18 protein-coding genes are annotated in these 16,358 nt (G+C 43.7%); 12 read left to right on the top strand and 6 right to left on the bottom strand.

The features are described from left to right. The first annotated feature begins 78 nt into the window (after positions 1 to 78). The 11 genes from ACI882_RS00090 (at position 79) to ACI882_RS00040 (ending at position 8,554) form a co-directional block, all read left to right on the top strand. Positions 79 to 1,029: a hypothetical protein gene (locus ACI882_RS00090; RefSeq protein ID WP_411743423.1), complete on the top strand. Its 951-nt coding sequence runs from the start codon at positions 79 to 81 to the stop codon at positions 1,027 to 1,029. A gap of 14 nt (positions 1,030 to 1,043) precedes the next feature. Beyond that, positions 1,044 to 1,274: a hypothetical protein gene (locus ACI882_RS00085; protein ID WP_411746419.1), complete on the top strand. Its 231-nt coding sequence runs from the start codon at positions 1,044 to 1,046 to the stop codon at positions 1,272 to 1,274. A gap of 51 nt (positions 1,275 to 1,325) precedes the next feature. Beyond that, a complete protein-coding gene (locus tag ACI882_RS00080) occupies positions 1,326 to 1,757 on the top strand; it encodes a YeeE/YedE family protein (RefSeq protein ID WP_411745812.1) in 432 nt (143 codons plus the stop codon). A gap of 2 nt (positions 1,758 to 1,759) precedes the next feature. Continuing rightward, positions 1,760 to 2,209, top strand: a complete 450-nt coding sequence (locus ACI882_RS00075) for a DUF6691 family protein (RefSeq protein WP_411745813.1) — start codon at positions 1,760 to 1,762, stop codon at positions 2,207 to 2,209. Positions 2,210 to 2,469: 260 nt separating this feature from the next. Further along, positions 2,470 to 2,988 carry an ATP-dependent protease subunit HslV gene (gene hslV / locus ACI882_RS00070; protein WP_411745814.1) on the top strand — a complete coding sequence of 173 codons (519 nt, stop codon included), beginning with the start codon at positions 2,470 to 2,472 and terminating at the stop codon, positions 2,986 to 2,988. Between the two features lie 29 nt (positions 2,989 to 3,017). Beyond that, complete coding sequence (gene hslU, locus ACI882_RS00065; protein WP_411745815.1) at positions 3,018 to 4,349, top strand: ATP-dependent protease ATPase subunit HslU; 1,332 nt, start codon at positions 3,018 to 3,020, stop codon at positions 4,347 to 4,349. A 414-nt stretch (positions 4,350 to 4,763) separates the two neighbouring features. Further along, on the top strand, positions 4,764 to 5,150 hold the full coding sequence (locus ACI882_RS00060; RefSeq protein WP_411745816.1) for a gamma-butyrobetaine hydroxylase-like domain-containing protein: 387 nt from the start codon (positions 4,764 to 4,766) through the stop codon (positions 5,148 to 5,150). Between the two features lie 64 nt (positions 5,151 to 5,214). Beyond that, positions 5,215 to 6,681, top strand: coding sequence for a 4-hydroxy-3-polyprenylbenzoate decarboxylase (ubiD, locus tag ACI882_RS00055; RefSeq protein WP_411745817.1), 1,467 nt, complete (start codon positions 5,215 to 5,217; stop codon positions 6,679 to 6,681). Positions 6,682 to 6,784: 103 nt separating this feature from the next. Then, positions 6,785 to 7,024, top strand: coding sequence for a hypothetical protein (locus tag ACI882_RS00050; RefSeq protein WP_411746062.1), 240 nt, complete (start codon positions 6,785 to 6,787; stop codon positions 7,022 to 7,024). Positions 7,025 to 7,061: 37 nt separating this feature from the next. Beyond that, positions 7,062 to 7,811, top strand: a complete 750-nt coding sequence (locus ACI882_RS00045) for a hypothetical protein (RefSeq protein WP_411746061.1) — start codon at positions 7,062 to 7,064, stop codon at positions 7,809 to 7,811. Beyond that, positions 7,808 to 8,554, top strand: coding sequence for a TrmB family transcriptional regulator (locus ACI882_RS00040; RefSeq protein WP_411746060.1), 747 nt, complete (start codon positions 7,808 to 7,810; stop codon positions 8,552 to 8,554). The genes ACI882_RS00045 and ACI882_RS00040 overlap by 4 nt, the downstream gene beginning before the upstream one ends. Here ACI882_RS00040 and cdd read toward each other — a convergent pair. From cdd to ACI882_RS00020, 4 genes are all read right to left on the bottom strand, one after another. Beyond that, positions 8,549 to 8,944: a cytidine deaminase gene (gene cdd, locus ACI882_RS00035; protein WP_411746059.1), complete on the bottom strand. Its 396-nt coding sequence runs from the start codon at positions 8,942 to 8,944 to the stop codon at positions 8,549 to 8,551. The two genes, ACI882_RS00040 and cdd, sit on opposite strands and share 6 nt — an antisense overlap. A gap of 9 nt (positions 8,945 to 8,953) precedes the next feature. Continuing rightward, positions 8,954 to 9,664, bottom strand: coding sequence for a purine-nucleoside phosphorylase (gene deoD, locus ACI882_RS00030; RefSeq protein ID WP_411746058.1), 711 nt, complete (start codon positions 9,662 to 9,664; stop codon positions 8,954 to 8,956). Between the two features lie 98 nt (positions 9,665 to 9,762). Then, positions 9,763 to 11,211 carry an ATP-binding protein gene (locus ACI882_RS00025; RefSeq protein WP_411746420.1) on the bottom strand — a complete coding sequence of 483 codons (1,449 nt, stop codon included), beginning with the start codon at positions 11,209 to 11,211 and terminating at the stop codon, positions 9,763 to 9,765. Further along, positions 11,212 to 11,946 (bottom strand): response regulator, encoded by a 735-nt coding sequence (locus tag ACI882_RS00020; RefSeq protein ID WP_411746102.1) that lies wholly within the window; start codon positions 11,944 to 11,946, stop codon positions 11,212 to 11,214. It abuts the gene before it with no gap. 170 nt (positions 11,947 to 12,116) lie between these two features. On the opposite strand from ACI882_RS00020, the gene ACI882_RS00015 reads away from it, so the two are divergent. Then, positions 12,117 to 14,981 (top strand): class I adenylate cyclase, encoded by a 2,865-nt coding sequence (locus tag ACI882_RS00015; RefSeq protein WP_411746421.1) that lies wholly within the window; start codon positions 12,117 to 12,119, stop codon positions 14,979 to 14,981. A 17-nt stretch (positions 14,982 to 14,998) separates the two neighbouring features. Here ACI882_RS00015 and ACI882_RS00010 read toward each other — a convergent pair whose 3' ends face one another. Both ACI882_RS00010 and ACI882_RS00005 read right to left on the bottom strand, forming a co-directional pair. Beyond that, positions 14,999 to 15,475, bottom strand: a complete 477-nt coding sequence (locus tag ACI882_RS00010; protein WP_411743162.1) for a chemotaxis protein CheW — start codon at positions 15,473 to 15,475, stop codon at positions 14,999 to 15,001. Positions 15,476 to 15,497: 22 nt separating this feature from the next. Further along, positions 15,498 to 16,358, bottom strand: an 861-nt coding sequence (locus ACI882_RS00005) for a chemotaxis protein CheB (protein WP_411748427.1), incomplete at its 5' end; no start/stop codon positions are given.

The following is a 16,358-nucleotide window of genomic DNA, read 5'->3' as shown; positions in this document are numbered from 1 at the left end:
TGTCTTTCCCCTTCCTTTCATTATCCTTAAGAATAAGCTAATGTAATTGATTCGAAAACTTCGGATATTTTGTCACTCATGAGCACGGTTGAATCCATAGCTTTAATAACAGACAGCGCTTCTTATATTTCGGGTTTGCCTAACGCCGCAAACATTCACCTAAAACAAGGTGAAGTAATCTGGAATGATATGCAGTGTGAAGACCCTCCAGATGGTTACGCCCGTCAGCTTTTCTTCCAAAATGCGGAAGTGAATGAACGTACCAGCGGCCTAATAAAAAACTCCAAGTTCAATTGGGCAGACTCGCTTGCAGAGCACTCTATTGAGCAAGATGCATTATTTATGTTTGCCCCCCACCAAGATATTTTCCCGCAGCAATTAGAAGAAATGATTAACGCCCAAGTTCGACAAAAGACTCAATACATTGAATTCTTTAGTCGCCATAAAATCAAAACGGGAAAATTAAAAACCTTCATTATAAAAACGGAAAGCTGGTTTACAGGCACAGGCTTAATCGTTTGGCAATGCCAACACCTTCTCAGTAAAATTGAAACAGATAAGTCAGTTCCGCTAACACAGCTAAAGCGCTATTTTGAACAAATTACCGCCCGCACTAGAACTGTTTCCATAATGCCTTGCAATCAACTCAACCCGTGGACACGTAGCCAAATTATAGAAGAGTCTATGCTCAGTAAACTTCGAGGAAATATGGGCCGCACCAAGTGGATATCAATTGAACTTGGTATAGATATAACAGAAGTCAGCCAACGCGATAGTCTAGAAGTTCAAGTAGAAAGCCAATTAAAGAATGTCATAGAGGCCATTAAAGCCAAAAAGTTAGCCTTCCCTCGCATCGTTATTTCTTGTTCAGACGCTCAGCTGGCTACCCTTAAATCAATGGCTTCGTTTACTATATTCGATGCTTTACAAAGCTCACATAAATTTAAGTGGTTACATCAACCCTCATCTATCATGGCGCAAGTGCTGACTGGCAAAGACGCCGTTCATATTAGCTACAGTGTTAAATAAGTAAGGAAACATTTATGAGTCGATTTAAATACCTTGGCGTTGACAAGTACCCAGACCAAGACAACACCCTGCTTAATAAAAAAGTAGTCGTCATGCTAGGTTACGATTCAAAACGCCCGCAACGTGGTCGCGTTTTAAGAGCAGATGCCTCAGCACCCAGCGAAGTTGTTATTCAATTAGACGATAAACGAATTGTTTTAGGCTCAGAGTGTTCATTCAAAGTAGCCATCGAAGCAGATGGCTAACAGTATTGAGCATACATTTTGACCTTACTTCAAACCAAAAGAGGGTAACCTATGGAAATTGTTAACTTTGAGCCTTTGAATGCCTATCTTGGCGGACTCATGCTTGGCGCGGCAGCTATGATGCTTTATTTACTAAGAGGCGATGTCGCCGGTATAAACGGTATGGTTAGCGGGTTATTAAGCCCGATTAAAGGGGAAGTAAGCTGGCGTATTTTATTTTTGATCGGCTTAGTCATCGGCGGTCTTATCTATCGGTCCAATGGTGGTGCTTTAGAAACCTTAGAGCCAGCTGTAGAAGGTTATTGGGTCGTACTCGCAGGCTTGTTAGTCGGTATTGGCGCAACATTCGGTAGTGGCTGCACATCCGGCCATGGTATTTGCGGCATTTCACGCTGGAGCGTTAGGTCCATGGCCGCTACCGTCACCTTTATGGCGACCGCTATAATTACCGTATTCATTATTCGCCACGTGGTAGGAGGTTAAACATGAAGTCGATAATCTCACTACTTACAGGCATCTTATTTGGTGCAGGCCTATGTGTTTCAGGCATGGTCAACCCTGCAAAAGTCATTAATTTCTTAGATATAAGCGGTCAATGGGATCCTAGTTTAGGCTTGGTAATGCTCGGCGGACTTACTATTATGATTATCGCCAACCTAATCGGCCGTAAGATGAATCGCCCACTCTATGCAGAGTATTGGCGCTTACCCACACGCGAAAAATTAGACAGCCAATTACTAATAGGCTCAGGTATCTTCGGCATCGGCTGGGGCATCGGCGGTTTTTGCCCAGGCCCCGCCCTAACGGCCATCGCCTACAGTAACTCAACCTTACTTCTAGGCGTCGCAGCCTATTTAGTCGGCGTCACAATGGCCTCATTAATACGCTCCAGCATGCAGAGAAAAGCGCAGAGTAAAATGAGTCATGGGTATTGAGCTGCGGGCTGCGGGCTGTGGGCTGCGGGCTGCGGGCTGCGGGCTGCGGGCTGCGGGCTGCGGGCTGCGGGCAAAAATAAGAGCGTTCGCTCACAACACAATACTTTTTTTGTCTTTTGAATTTACTTGCAGCTGACAACTTGCAGCTCGCGGTGCCTCCAAGGCACCGTTCTGCCCTTCAACACCGTTCTTAAAAAACCCTTTAAAAAAACACTCCCGCCCCCAAATACTCCTTTGAACTCATATTTTTGGTAATTGTTATGACCACCATAGTCGCAGTTCGCCGCAATGATCAGGTTGTTGTTGCCGGTGATGGTCAAGTTTCACTGGGTAATACCGTGATGAAGGGTAATGCTCGTAAGGTTCGCCGTTTATATAATGATCAGGTTATTGCTGGCTTTGCTGGCAGTACGGCGGATGCTTTTACATTGTTTGAAAAATTTGAAGGCCATTTGCAGCAACACAGCGGCCATTTAACCCGTGCGGCTGTTGAGCTAGCCAAAGAGTGGCGCAGTGATCGGGCCTTACGCAAACTAGAGGCGATGCTCATAGTTGCAGATAAAGAAGCTAGCCTACTAATTTCAGGTACAGGTGATGTGGTTGAACCTGAACACGGCGTTGTATCTATTGGCTCTGGCGGCAATTTTGCTATGGCCGCCGCCCGTGCACTTTATGACAACACGGAACTTTCTGCACAAGAAATTGCTGAGAAATCATTAGAACTCGCAGCCGATATCTGTGTTTACACCAATCACAATACGGTTGTTGAGGTGCTCTAAGCAGCTGACTTCCGTTTTTAGAGGTAATTATGTCTACCATGACTCCGCGCGAAATCGTGCATGAATTAGATAAACACATTGTCGGTCAAGATGATGCCAAACGGGCAGTGGCGATTGCACTGCGTAATCGCTGGCGCCGTATGCAGTTAGACGAGCGTATGCGTGAAGAAATATCACCCAAAAATATTTTAATGATTGGCCCTACCGGTGTCGGCAAAACTGAAATTGCTCGTCGCTTGGCCAAGCTTTCAAATGCACCTTTTATTAAAGTCGAAGCTACCAAATTTACCGAAGTCGGCTATGTTGGTCGAGATGTTGAATCTATCATTCGAGATCTAGTAGAAACTGGTATTAAGATGTTCCGCGAACACGAAATGAACGCAGCAAAGCCACGAGCAGAAGATGCAGCCGAAGATCGTATTCTAGATATATTGCTACCTGCGCCACGTAATGCACAAGGCGAGACCGAAGCCACCGATACCAGCTCATCTACACGTCAGGTATTTCGTAAGAAGCTTCGCCAAGGCGAGCTAGACGACAAAGAGATTGAGCTCGATATTGCTGATACCCCTGTAGGCGTAGAGATAATGGCACCGCCGGGTATGGAAGAAATGACCAGCCAATTGCAAAACATGTTTTCGAACATGGGCAATCAGAAAAAAACAAAACGTAAGCTGCCAATTAAAGAAGCGCTTAAGCTTTTAACTGATGAAGAAGCCGCTAAACTGGTTAACGAAGACGATTTAAAACAACGCGCATTAAATGCCGTTGAACAAAACGGCATTGTGTTTATCGACGAAATTGACAAAATTGCTAAAAGCGACAACCGAGGTGGCGGAGACGTTAGCCGCGACGGTGTACAACGTGATTTACTGCCACTGATTGAAGGCTGCACCATCAATACTAAATACGGCATGGTCAAAACAGATCATATTTTATTCATTGGTAGCGGTGCTTTCCACTTTTCTAAGCCCAGTGATTTAATCCCAGAGTTACAAGGTCGCTTACCGATTCGTGTTAACTTAAAGGCCTTAACACCAAGTGATTTCAAACGCATTTTAACCGAACCCGATTACGCCATTACCGAGCAGTATATTGCGCTTATGGGTGCCGAAGGCTTAGAGGTTAACTTCACCGATGAAGCCATTGAAGCCATCGCTAACACCGCGTTCAACGTCAACGAAAACACTGAGAACATTGGTGCACGTCGCTTACATACCATCATGGAGCGACTCTTCGAAGAAGCTTCTTATAATGCCAGTGAGCGTGGCGGTCAAAAATTAGAAGTCGATGCTAAAATGGTTCAAGACACACTCGCAGAGCTGGCACAAAATGAAGACTTAAGTCGATTCATTCTCTAGCAGTACTGTCTAGTAGCACTGCCGCTAAGCCAAGGTACTGTAAAACTAGGGACGCCGTAAACCCACCCATGGGGGCTCGTCATTGGCATCCATGCCAATGAACACCCTATTTTTACAGCAGCTTAGCTGAATCGGTGGGTCTTCTGAGATATAAAACGGCTCGATTTTTACTGCTGTCCCATATTTTGGAAGCGGCTCATTGCTTGGAATTCGGGTGTTTGAAACATGGATGTTTCAATCAAGCCCCCATGGACGGGTTATTGGGCGGCATCCCGAGCGACCGAAATTTCAAGCAATGGGCCGCTGAACCGTACCTAAACTGTGAAATATAAATGGGACGGCAGTGCTTTAATTTCACTTTATGTTTCTTTTATTCAAGGCATAATAATGACCTGTTAATTTTCTGGACGCCTCATGCATAACGCCCCTAGTAAAATAGACTATCAACAAGCTACAGCATTGCTTTATATAACTTGGCCAGATGCGAGTGAAGCCTCCCTTAGCGCCGAGTTTTTACGAGTACATTCACCGTCAGCTGAAGTCAGGGGTCATGGTATTGGCCAGCAGGTACTTCAAACGGGCAAAAAGAATGTCACCATCAGTAAAATAGAACCAACCGGCCGGTATGCGATAAAAATCACCTTCAGTGATGGACATGACACGGGGTTATTTGATTGGGGTTACCTTAAAAAACTTTGTGATCAAAAAAATGATTATTGGCAAACCTATTTAGATAAACTCGAAGCAGCAAACGCAACACGTGAATCAATGTTTATCGACATTAAACAACTCAATAACTAACGCCCCTTGGGCTTTCATCTAACATGCATTAGCATTAACTCACTTTTTAAATGTGGCTAGGCCTATGAAATACACAGATTTACGAGATTTTAATCAAGCCTTAGAGAAAAGAGGTGAACTGAAACGCATAACGGCAGCCGTTGACCCTCATTTAGAAATGACTGAAATGTGTGATCGTGTATTGCGTAATAAAGGCCCTGCACTACTTTTTGAAAACCCGAGCGGCTATAAAATGCCCGTGTTAGGCAACCTTTTCGGCACACCCGAACGAGTAGCCTTAGGCATGGGCGCTGAGTCGACTCTTGAGTTACGAGAAATTGGTAAGCTTTTGGCCTATTTAAAAGAGCCCGACGCGCCCTCTGGACTCAAAGACGCTTGGCAAAAAATGCCACTCTTAAAAAAAGTGCTCAGCATGGCACCTAAGACGTTGAAAAAAGGCGTTTGCCAAGAAAATATTATTCAAGGTAGCGATGTTGATTTATCAACCCTACCCGTTTGGACTTGCTGGCCAGATGACGCGGCGCCATTAGTAACTTGGCCCTTAGTCATCACCCAAGGACCAGATGGCGGTCGCACAAACCTTGGCATTTACCGGCAACAGGTTATCGGGAAAAACAAACTGATTATGCGCTGGCTATCGCATCGTGGCGGCGCTCTAGATTTTCAAGCTTGGCAAAAGGCTCATCCAGGTAAACCCTTCCCTGTCGCGGTTGCCTTAGGTGCCGACCCGGCTACTATTCTTGGTGCGGTAACCCCAGTACCCGATACGCTGTCAGAATACGCTTTCGCTGGGTTACTTCGAGACAGTCGTACCGAACTGGTGAAGTGTCAGCTGCATGATTTAAAAGTGCCGGCCAGTGCAGAAATTATTCTTGAAGGCTATATCTACCCAGGAGAAACTGCACCTGAAGGACCTTATGGCGATCATACTGGGTACTACAACGAAGTTGATGAGTTTCCAGTTTTCACCGTTGAGTGCATGACACACCGCAACGACCCTATTTATCACAGCACTTATACCGGCCGGCCCCCTGATGAACCTGCGGTTTTGGGAGTGGCGCTGAATGAAGTCTTCGTTCCGATTCTACAAAAGCAGTTTCCAGAAATTATAGATTTTTACTTACCGCCTGAAGGCTGTTCCTATCGAATGGCTGTCATCAGCATTAAAAAACAATACCCGGGGCATGCGAAACGCGTCATGCTCGGTACCTGGTCGTTTTTGCGCCAGTTTATGTACACCAAATTTGTTATTGTGGTCGATGATGATGTTAATCCTCGCGATTGGAACGACGTTATCTGGGCGATTACCACGCGTATGGATCCAACCAGAGACACGACCTTAATTGACAATACGCCCATCGATTACTTAGATTTCGCTAGCCCTATTTCCGGACTTGGTTCCAAAATGGGGATGGATGCGACTAATAAGTGGCCAGGTGAAACCTCTCGAGAATGGGGCCGTCCAATCGTCAAAGATTTGGATGTAGTAAAAAGAGTCGACGCGATTATGCGTGAAATAGGAGATATTTGACACATATTGGCGGTTTAAACCGTCAATATGAAATAAAGAGTAGCATTTCTACAGAGTCCGATTATAATTTCTGACCATTAGGTCAAATAGGGTAGTCTAGGTTATGGAATCAATCGGGTTAATAGAGTGGTATGGCTATTTAGGCTCACTCATTATCGCAGTATCATTAACAATGTCAGATATAAAGCGTTTGCGTTGGATCAATATGATTGGTGCGGGTATGTTTGCGAGCTACGGATTTATTATTTCGGCATGGCCGGTATTGGTACTCAATGCCTTTATTGTACTGATCAATATGTACCATATCTATGTCTTATATCGAAGCGAAACTAACAAAGCCTAACTCATAGGTTATCGCCTTCTGCATCGAATTTTGTATAATGTCCATTGACATTGACCAAACCGACTGGAGATGCGTGTTGCCCAACTCGACTATTGCAACCGTTCATGATTTAAAACTAATGAACGGTAAAGTCTGGCAAGTATTATTAAAACCACTTGATGAATATCCTTTTCAGGCAGGACAGTTTACAGAACTGCTGATCGACGGTTTTCAGTTTTTATACTTTACCATTGCTTCTGCACCACACAGCCCTTGCATTGAGCTGCACGTTCAAGGCGGCACTGAAACCAATGACCGGTTAATAGAGTATTTACGTCAGCAAGGCTCTGTATCACTCGCTCCGGCTGGCGGACGCTGTATTTTACCCTCTCTAGCAAAAGAAACAGGTCCCTTATTGCTTATTGCATCCGGAACTGGCTTTAGCCAAGTTAAGTCAATCGTTGAAGATTACATCGCAAATGACAGTGAACGCCCTATTTATATTTATTGGGCCAGTTATAAATTAGGCCAACTCTATATGCTGGAAAAGGCTGAAGCTTGGGCAGAACAAGAAGCGAATATTCACCTAACCGCACTCATTTCAGAACAAAGCCACTGGGAAGACAAGCATCAAATGCTGCTACACAGCATTTTGTCCGAACAATCTGATTTAACCAAGGCTCAAACTATCCTCTGCGGTTCACCTAAAATGGTTTATAGCCTATTTGATGCGTTGGTTGAAAAAGGGTTTAGGCCGGCCAGTGTGCTCAGTGATGTCTTTGATTTTGCCCCTAGGGAATCGGCATGAACACTGCAGAAGTATTAAGAATATTCGGGCTTGAGCCGAGAGAAACACGAATCTATTTAGCGCTGCTTGAATCTGGCCCGGCTTCAATTCGAGATGTTGCCGATAGATCTGGTATTAACCGCGGCACAACACATGAGCTTTTAAAGCGTATGCAACAAAAGGGGGTCGTAAGCTACTTTCCCAAGGGTAAACGCCGGCATTTTCGAGCGGAGCCACCTTCTCGGCTAAGAGAGCTGGCACTGAATCATCAAAACCAAGTTTCAGAAGCCATGGACCTGCTTGAAGACAAAATCATCCCTCAGTTGTCACACCTCCAGCCCATTACCGGCAATGCAGATGTACATTATTATGAAGGCGATGATGGCATTGAATTTGTTTTAAAGGACATACTGAGCACGGTCAGTGAGCAGCCCAGTAAAAACTACTGCGTTTACTCTGCAAAAGCCATTCGAAAGCACCTGTACCGGCCTTTTCCAAATTACACTCGAGCACGAGTTAAGCTGGGCATTAATGTTAAAGTGATTGCGATTGGTGAAGGTGGCCGAGATGCACCGCTTGCTGATCGAAAATGGATTGATGAAAAGTCGAGTGAAAACGCTGGCTCGTACATTGCAATTTACCCACCCAAGGTCGCGTTAATATCACTCAGTGATGGTGACCTTCCAACCGCGGTGGTTATCCAGTCACCCACTATCGCTAATACCCATCAGGTGATTTTTAACACCCTTTGGCAGACGCTATAACAAGCTAAAGCTATCGGGTAGCAGTTGAGCCACTGTCCATGTCTTAGACTCACCATGGCGATTATAAGAGGTGACATTGGCCTGTTGCGACATGAATTCGCTCATGACTTGGCGACAAGCGCCACAAGGAGAGACTACCTCTTCTGTATCAACAAAGATCACCACTTCAAGAATATCGCCTGGACGCGCGCCGTTAGCCACCGCGGTAGTAATCGCATTGCGCTCTGCACACAAGGTCACTGGGTAAGCCGCATTCTCAACATTACAACCCAAGATGGTTTCACCCTGAGCAGTTGAAATAGCAGCCCCTACCTGAAATTTACTGTAGGGCGTATAAGCTCGCTGAGCTGCTTGCTTAGCCAGAGGCAAAAGCTTGTGCTCTGCTTTCATAACATCCCCTTACAGCGTAATCGCTGCATCTAATGTTAAAATAATCATGTCGTTAAACGATGATTGACGCTCTTCAGGTGTTGCGGCTTCGCCACGAGGAATGTGATCACTGACGGTTAATACAGTCAAGGCGTTAGCCCCGTATTCAGCTGCAACGCCGTAGAGACCTGCTGCTTCCATATCGACGGCTAGAATTCCCATTTGAGCTAGGCGTTCCATCATGTTATCAACTGGCGTGTAGAATAGATCCGAAGAAAAGATATTACCCACTCGAACCGGAATATTCGCAGCTTTCGCAGAGCTTACCGCGGCCGCCAAAAGTTCATAGCTCGCCGTAGCACTGAAATCAAATCCCATTAACCGTGTACGGTTCACAACTGAATCGGTACTCGCGCCAATTGCGATAATTACATCACGTAGATTGACGTCATCTGACAATGCACCGCAAGTTCCGACGCGAATAATGTTTTTCACACCAAACTCAGTAATTAACTCTTTAGCATAAATTGACATAGATGGAATACCCATCCCTGAGCCCATGACAGATAATCTTGAGCCTTTGTATTCGCCCGTAAAACCAAGCATGCCTCTTACGCTATTAACCTCGACCACATTGGTCAAATAAGTTTCTGCAATGTGTTTCGCACGTAATGGGTCGCCTGGCATAAGGACTGTTTCTGCAAAGTCACCTTTTGCGGCACTGATATGAGGGGTAGACATAATAATTTCCTATTTTCACTTAAATTGACCGAGCGTACAGCTTTTAACTATACCAATCTGCTCGCAAAATACTAGACGTATTATTTGCCGAACGCACTTTATATTCTCGGTAAAATAACTGCAGCTTCTAATCCATATCCGATACGGTTTCGCAAACGTAATTGACCACCATGTCCATGGACGATATTACGAGCAATACTTAACCCTAACCCCGCTCCACCGGTGTTACGGTTACGGGAGCCTTCTAATCTTACATAGGGTTCAAAGACTTTTTCTAGCTCTTTTTCAGGGATACCTGGGCCATTATCGATGATATAAATCTTCAATTCGTGACGCGAGTCAACTAAATCAATACCGACATCTGCGCCATAGAAAATACCATTATTAATTAGATTAGACAGGCAACGTTTGAGCGCTAATGGTTTGCCATAATAAGGCCGCTTTACAATGCCTCGTATTTCTAAATCTGCACCCATTAACTTAAATTCATCTTTAAACGTTCTAACCAATTGATTAATATTTATTGGATGCGTTGTTTCATGTAAATCAGTGCTTTTTCCAAGATCTAACGCGCCTTTAACCATAATTTCTAATTCATCGAGATCTTTGATCATTTTATGCTGAGTTTCAGACTCTTCCATCAGCTCTGCTCTCAACCTTAATCGAGTGATAGGGGTTTTGAGATCGTGGGAAATGGCAGAGAACATACGCTCTCTGTTTTCTATAAAACGCAATATACGCTCTTGCATAAAATTAAAAGCCGCTGCCGTTTGCCGAACCTCTTTCGAACCAGCCAACATCAAGGGTTTTAAATCATAATCAATGTCCGTTCCTAAATGTCGAGCCGCTTTTGATAAATTTGTGAGCGGTAAGGTTAGCCATCGAACCAATAGCCAGCTCAACACGACCAGTATCAGTAACGTAATGACTAAAAACAAAATTTGCTGATTACTCAGGCCGCGAGTATCGGATAAATAATAGGGGTCCGGCAGCAGCCCGGCTAAGTAGAGCCACTCGCCACCACCAAGAGGCATTTGCGCAACTAAAACGGGTGCTACATTGGGTTCCCGTATCAGCGAGTTCTGAGCCCAGCGCGGAGGTAAATCGATTAGTTTAATATCATTTTTATAAACACGCAGCTGTGTCGGATCTGCAAAAGTGACCTGCATGTCTTTTAAACGCTGGCCCAACGTCGCGGTGATAGATTGGTTAAAATCATTCAGAAAGTTATCACTGATTGTTGTCGCTTCTATCGGTTCAACCTGAATAAACTCATCATTGATTGAAACCAAAAACCTCGAGCCCCCAATATCTCGCATTTGGTTCAAAATGATATGTCGGTACTCTTTTGGGTAAGCACGAATGAATTCGACTGCTCTACCAACTGACGCAGCCATATCAACGGCCATACCTCTACCTTCATCTGCCTTTTTTGCTTCTAGGACGTAAATCCATAAATAGTTACTCACCAGAAAGGCACTCAGTAAGCCAGTTAGCAGCAAAAACAAAAAACGAGCATAAAGGGAGGTAGTACCAATTATGCGCATTTAGTTTACCGTTTCCACGGGCACCGTTAATACATAACCTGCACCACGAACTGTTTTGATCAATTGAGGTGACTTACCATCATCTTTCAACCGGTTTCTAAGTCTGCTAATTTGCACATCAATTGACCGATCAAATGGAGAGGCGTCTCGTCCTCTTAAATGATAAGAGAGATCATCTCGACTCAAAACCTCGCCCGGCCGAGTCAAGAATAAATTTAGTAAGTTATAATCCGCGCCATTTAAAGATTCAGATTCTTCATCTTTATACATTAACTCTCGATTAGTCATATTTAATGAGAAATCACCAAACTTAATGATTTTAATTTCTTTAGTTGATCCGGCTACAGGTTCCTTTTGATAGTCTTCATACCTGCGCAGTACGGCCTTAATTCGAGCAAGCAGTTCTCGCGGATTAAACGGCTTACCTACATAATCATCCGCGCCAAGCTCTAAGCCAATAATTCGATCGGTTTCATCTGAACCGGCCGTTAGCATGATAATTGGAATATTAGACTTATTACGTACCACTTTACATAAGGTAAAACCATCATCGCCTGGCAACATAATATCTAACACTATCATATCAAAATGATCAGCTTGAAGCTGTTCAAACATAGCCCCGCCATCACCTACAGCAACGACTTTAAAGCCATTTTTTTGCAGGTACTCTGTCAGCAGGCTACATATTTCTGCATCATCATCGACGATTAATATCTTTTTTTGTTGTTCCAACATCTGCTATTTCTACTTATACGCAAAATAATGGGCCACACAGTTCGTGGCAATTTTTTATCATACTACCCTAATTAGAAATTTCCGTTTGTAACAAAGTATTAAATCGGCAGAATGCGAATAATCAACTAAACTTACCAAGCACTTATTGCTTATTTTGGATGAAATACCTTTTGGACACTAACTCACCTCAAATTGACCAAAAGCCAATCGGCTACATCGGGAACCAAGGCGCTTCTGCGAATCATATAAAGGAAGTACGTGAACGGTTTTTAGTGGTCAATGAAGGTCGTCTGCGCCGACTCAAAGATGGTCTACAAATAAAACAACAACAATGTTTTGAGTTATTGCCTCTAGTGTTTCACGTTAATCATCGTAGTTTACCGGGCTTTATTGATTCAGAAGAAATGCCAAAGGGGATCGCTTTTTATCAACCCTCAGATGCTCTTATACGTACCGCGCAATCTATCACGCGTCAAGAGTTCGGTTCACAATACTCCATGCCTCTGCCTGAACTTTCAGCAATGTATTTAATGGGCTCAAGTGGCAGTATCGGGCAATCTACAGGTTCAGACTTAGACATATGGATATGCTACGACAGTAAGTTAAGTCCTTACAAAATCAGCTTACTTACCCAAAAATGCGAATCCGTTACCCAATGGGCTAGTAGCTTTAACCTAGAGGTACACTTTTTTCTAATGAATGCACACAGGTTTCAAGGTGGTGAACAGCAGTCACTTACCGGTGAAAACTGTGGATCTACCTCACATACCTTATTGCTAGATGAATTTTACCGTACTGCTCAGTTAATGGCTGGCTGTCTGCCCGCATGGTGGTTTGTGCCTACAAAAGAGGAGCATAACCACCCTGTTGTCATAGAGGAAATGGTCCAAAATGGTCATATACGAGAATCTGAGTTAACTGATTTTGGCGGTATTTCAGAACTTGATGCGGGTGAGTTTATTGGTGCCGGATTATGGCAAATTTATAAAGCGATCGACTCACCTTATAAGTCTGTTTTAAAACTTATTTTATTGGAGATTTACGCTCGTGAATTTCCAAAAGTAACGAGCTTAGCCCATTCCTATAAAAATGCAGTCTATCGAATGCAGTTGTCATTAGATAACTTAGACCCCTATGTCATGTTGTATCAACGTATTGAATCTTATTTGTTAGACAGAAATGAACTTGCACGCCTCGAACTCCTTCGACGCTGTTTCTACTTTAAGGTGGGTATTAATGTTTCTAAGCCTACTCGAACTCGCACTTGGCGCCGTGAGCTTATGGAGTTGCTGGTGCAATCTTGGGGCTGGGATAAAAATACAACTCGTTATCTAGACAATCATCGTGAGTGGTCCATAGAAGATGTCATTCAAGAACGTCGATTGTTAATTAGTGAACTCACTCGCAGTTATCGTTTTTTAACAGAATTTGCAGCAGAGCATCACAGCGCGCACATAATGAGTCAACGTGACTTGTTAATCTTGAGCCGAAAATTACATGCCGCCTTTGATCGTCGTCCCGGCAAGATTGACTTTATCAAAATTGGTTTAGATATAGATCTCTCGCATGAAAAAATTCGCCTTTATGAAAGAGAGAGCAAACAAAAAGGGACCGTTTTGTGGGCTGCATATAACCAGCCCCTTGATGATGACGATGCATTGTCTCCGTTGAAATACTCACAAGGGTTACTGGAAACACTTCTCTGGTGTCATCTGAATGGTCTGTTAAGTGCACATTTACATATCCCTATTCAACCGCTAAAAGAAAAAATTGGCGACTTCGAAATCAGAATGACAATAGCGTCACTGCGGCAGCACTTACCGACACCACTACCAAAAATAGATCCAAATAGCTTTTACCATCCAGCACAATTAACCCAAGTCGTTCTGTTTATAAATTTGGGTCGAGACCCCCTCGCCTACCTTTCTGCAAAAGGACTCCAGAAGATATCCGAGCGCAGTAACAGCATGGATTTCAGCGCTAGACGAGAAAACCTCATACTCAGCATTGATATGGTGCTCGTTAATAGCTGGGGAGAGGTAGTGGTTGAGCGCTACGCAGATGAAGATGTGACTGCAAAAGCGATCTGCTCATTAGTTAATAAATTGAATAAGCAACGTAGCATGAGTTTGCCGTTGCTAAATGTGGTTTGCCATAATGAAACTCGTCCACAAGCCATATCTAAGCGAGTCAAAGATCTATTCGACGATGCCTTAGAATCATTATGTTCTGGCAAACATCCAAAAAGCTCCCGCTTTTTATTCAACGAAAGTGAACATTTTTTACTGTTTCAAATAGCCAACAAAGTTGTTAATTATCGACGTCTACTTTCCGAGCAAGAACTAGTCGGACATTTAGGGGAAGAGCAATTAGATTACAATCCTATACTTATAGATCGTCAGTTTGAATCAAGCTCCAATTGGTTAACGCCTCTATTCAAACTCGATACTGAGAACTGCATAAGCGTTGGTTTTGAGCGCCGAGGTAAAAACGTATTGATCAGGTTGATTGATGAAAAAGGCTCATTAGTTTTTTTCAAAACAGAGTTTTTCAATATCGCGACCCTAATCTCACCACTGGTAAGATTTCTTAAAATTACGGAGCATAGACAGCGTAGTATCGAAGAAGACTCTTTTAGCGTGCAACGAAATATTCAATGCTTTGAATTTACTGCGGACAAAAATAAATATTTAGCCAAGCGAACGCCCATTAAGGGCTTAGTAAACAAGGGTCATTTCATAAGTATTCAGGTGACCATGGACCTAGGTTCTAACGGAGTAGATGAGTATACGATTGCCTGTAACGATAAAGAGTTCAGTAGCAATATACTCGGCAAAAGCCTATTTACAGCCGTCGCGTCTTATATTTTGGGGATTCGATCTTCGGGCCAGCGATACCCAGCCTACATCACTGATATCGCTTTATCAGATAACTATGTCGCTCAGCTTCCATTTGGCTCAGCACAAACTAAGCACTACTTAGAAACCAAATTGAAGTTAGAGCGAAAAATAAATCATGCAATGACGTTACTGTAGTAACGTTAAACCGCTAACTAAACTTTGCTCGCCAGAGATTCTAAATACTCTAAGTCAGGTATTATTGCTTTACCTAACTGAGTAAGGACGGCCATTTTCTCAGCCTGGCCAATTGACGTTTGTTTGTCTTCGCGAATTTCATTTTCGGTTAGTTTTATCATACGCGGAATGCCTTGCAACATAATGGCAAAAAACTTGCGGCCCTGTTCTCCACCAATACAGTTAATTATCGCTAAACGAACATCTATACTGTTGCGACCACTGACCTGGCTGTTAGCTATTTCAAAACTGATAACAGGCACCTCAACACCGCGCCAAAGTACATATCCTAGACACCAAGTCGGCAGACCATCTCGAGTTTGAATTTCTGAGGCGGGGACCACTTCAGCAATGGCCACGTTGGGGACCAATAAACTTTTGCCCTGTACCGGCACAAGTAAACTGGACACTGTGTCGTTATCAGATTTTGAAAGCAATCGAGTCGGTGTTTTCATATTGAACCCTTTTCAATTCAAACTAGGCAGCTTGCGTTTTACGCTGTGCTAACCATGTAATTAGTTTTTCAGCTAGCTCTCTAGGTGAGCCTCGCCAATCAATACAACCAGCCTCATCAGCGGAGTCTGGCATTGAAGGCTGTATGCAACTGTCGGTTGACTGACTCCAAACCGTACCACCCACTTCTTTAATGAGTGTAGCGCCAAGTGTGCCGTCTGTACCCATTCCACTAAAGACGATAGCATTGGCTTTTATTCCAAAATGTTCGGAAACGTTTTGTAATAGATGATCTAAGCTTGGACCATAGGGACCACTCCAGGCGTTATCACGCCAAAGTACTCCTGAGTTCTCAGTAAACTCAATTTCGTTATCAACAGGAACAACACAGACCTTACCATTTTCAAGTTGAATGCCGTGCTCAGCTTTGACCATCGTTAATTGGGTATGTCGACCTACTGATTGCACCAAAGCATCTAAACAGCCTGCATCAATATGCTGAGCATAAAGAAAGCTCGCAGGGATGTCTTTTGGTAATAGATCTACAAACTCTTTAACTGCCTTTGGCCCACCTAACGACGCACACAAGACCCATACCGGGCCTAAAAGTGGATGAGGAGCGTTTTTTAGCGACTCAGGTAACTCAAAATTAATCTTTTCAGTGTTACCGGCAAGCTCTTCAAGATCAATAATCGGTGCTGCCTTGGCTTCTTCAATGGGAGGAGCATGGGCGATGAGCTTGTCATGTATGCGTCGCTGCCAACCTAAATAATCTTCATCGTTTTTGCCTGGAATATTGCCGTCACCAAATAAAACGGGCGCTTCGGCAAATTCAAGGACATCTTGAACAAAGTCGTCGTTTTGATCGCTTTCTTCCAGTTCAAC

This window comes from Reinekea sp., from assembly GCF_046710285.1.
In the GTDB taxonomy this organism is placed as follows: Bacteria; Pseudomonadota; Gammaproteobacteria; order Pseudomonadales; family Natronospirillaceae; genus Reinekea.
This window is presented reverse-complemented; position numbering and strand designations above follow the sequence as displayed.

Bases quoted from the DNA above. Each gene is read 5' to 3' on its own strand.
- ACI882_RS00060 (WP_411745816.1), top strand. From the start codon at position 4,764: ATGCATAACGCCCCTAGTAAAATAGACTATCAACAAGCTACAGCATTG.
- ACI882_RS00040 (WP_411746060.1), top strand. From the start codon at position 7,808: ATGAACACTGCAGAAGTATTAAGAATATTCGGGCTTGAGCCGAGAGAA.
- ACI882_RS00085 (WP_411746419.1), top strand. From the start codon at position 1,044: ATGAGTCGATTTAAATACCTTGGCGTTGACAAGTACCCAGACCAAGAC.
- ACI882_RS00020 (WP_411746102.1), bottom strand. From the start codon at position 11,946: ATGTTGGAACAACAAAAAAAGATATTAATCGTCGATGATGATGCAGAA.
- ACI882_RS00045 (WP_411746061.1), top strand. From the start codon at position 7,062: ATGTCCATTGACATTGACCAAACCGACTGGAGATGCGTGTTGCCCAAC.
- ACI882_RS00075 (WP_411745813.1), top strand. From the start codon at position 1,760: ATGAAGTCGATAATCTCACTACTTACAGGCATCTTATTTGGTGCAGGC.
- cdd (WP_411746059.1), bottom strand. From the start codon at position 8,944: ATGAAAGCAGAGCACAAGCTTTTGCCTCTGGCTAAGCAAGCAGCTCAG.
- ACI882_RS00080 (WP_411745812.1), top strand. From the start codon at position 1,326: ATGGAAATTGTTAACTTTGAGCCTTTGAATGCCTATCTTGGCGGACTC.
- hslV (WP_411745814.1), top strand. From the start codon at position 2,470: ATGACCACCATAGTCGCAGTTCGCCGCAATGATCAGGTTGTTGTTGCC.
- ACI882_RS00090 (WP_411743423.1), top strand. From the start codon at position 79: ATGAGCACGGTTGAATCCATAGCTTTAATAACAGACAGCGCTTCTTAT.
- hslU (WP_411745815.1), top strand. From the start codon at position 3,018: ATGTCTACCATGACTCCGCGCGAAATCGTGCATGAATTAGATAAACAC.
- ACI882_RS00050 (WP_411746062.1), top strand. From the start codon at position 6,785: ATGGAATCAATCGGGTTAATAGAGTGGTATGGCTATTTAGGCTCACTC.
- deoD (WP_411746058.1), bottom strand. From the start codon at position 9,664: ATGTCTACCCCTCATATCAGTGCCGCAAAAGGTGACTTTGCAGAAACA.
- ubiD (WP_411745817.1), top strand. From the start codon at position 5,215: ATGAAATACACAGATTTACGAGATTTTAATCAAGCCTTAGAGAAAAGA.
- ACI882_RS00025 (WP_411746420.1), bottom strand. From the start codon at position 11,211: ATGCGCATAATTGGTACTACCTCCCTTTATGCTCGTTTTTTGTTTTTG.
- ACI882_RS00010 (WP_411743162.1), bottom strand. From the start codon at position 15,475: ATGAAAACACCGACTCGATTGCTTTCAAAATCTGATAACGACACAGTG.